Source organism: Peptostreptococcus porci (genome assembly GCF_009695815.1).
GTDB classification, from domain to species: Bacteria; Bacillota; Clostridia; order Peptostreptococcales; family Peptostreptococcaceae; genus Peptostreptococcus; species Peptostreptococcus porci.
Genome location: NZ_VUNE01000011.1, coordinates 1 through 1,045, shown reverse-complemented (window position 1 = coordinate 1,045; position 1,045 = coordinate 1). Strand labels below are relative to the sequence as shown.

Here is a 1,045-nt window from a genome sequence, read left to right as displayed (position 1 = left end):
CTTTCTCCCGAATGGCTCGGGAAGACAGTTCGTTGAGGTAGTTCCAAACAAAATTCACGCTGCGGGCCATGCGGTTAAGCTCGGCGGCGTGTTTGTCCTTCACTCGAACCTTGAGGGTCTTGGTCTGCTTCATGGCTTCGAATATACTTGGTCTATGGAAACCAAACAAGCTATCAGAACAGGAAGACACTGCGTTTTTAAACTCCATGCCCATTTGGTATTTGTCACCAGGTATCGGGGCAAGGTGTTCACCGGCGCGCATCTCAACTCCCTCGAATTGCTTTTCGACCGAGTGTGTCGGGACTTCGAGGCGGAGCTACAGGAGTTCAACGGTGAAACCGATCACGTCCATTTGCTTGTCAACTTTCCACCCAAAGTGGCGGTATCCAGGCTGGTGAATAGTTTGAAGGGGGTATCCAGCCGGCGGATGAAGTTACTACACCCTGAACTGGTGCAGCCCGCCTACCGGAAGAACTCGCTGTGGAGTCCAAGCTACTTTGCGGGAAGTGTCGGAGGCGCCCCCCTGAGCATGGTCAAGCAGTATATTGAGCAACAATCGAGGCCGGACTAGGGGCGCTCTCGCGCCCCTCGCTATCCATCCTCGCACTAGGGAGCGTTAACAATTAGGCCAGCCATATGACGGCGGATACAAGGTTGAGTAGCGACTGGTAGTTTCTCGCCAGTCGCTCATAGCGTGTTGCCAGCCGCCTGAACTGCTTGATTTTCTGGAAGAACCTTTCTACCAGGTTGCGATCCTTGTAACAGTGCCAATCTATCTCGGGGCATTCCAAGCGATTCTTTCTCGGCGGAATCACCGGCTCGGCGCCCACCGCTCGAATGATGTCCCTCAAAGCGGTGGAATCATACCCCTTGTCGCCAAGCACCGCCGCTGGAGAAAAGCCCGCCAGTAACGCTGGGGCGGCTCCGTACTCAGACGCTTGGCCCGGTGTGAGGATTAGCCGTACCGGGTTGCCGAGGGCATCGACCGCCGCGTGGATCTTGGTGCTCAATCCCCCACGCGATTTCCCCATGGCTTCGGTGCTCT

General features: G+C 55.8%; 2 protein-coding genes. One reads left to right on the top strand and one right to left on the bottom strand.

The features are described 5' to 3' along the window. Positions 1-154 precede the first annotated feature (154 nt). Positions 155-571: an IS200/IS605 family transposase gene (gene tnpA, locus FYJ71_RS09860; RefSeq protein ID WP_026001627.1), complete on the top strand. Its 417-nt coding sequence runs from the start codon at positions 155-157 to the stop codon at positions 569-571. A 52-nt stretch (positions 572-623) separates the two neighbouring features. Here tnpA and FYJ71_RS09855 read toward each other — a convergent pair. Next, a partial coding sequence (locus tag FYJ71_RS09855) for an IS5 family transposase (RefSeq protein ID WP_154538690.1) occupies positions 624-1,045 on the bottom strand: 422 nt, incomplete at its 5' end.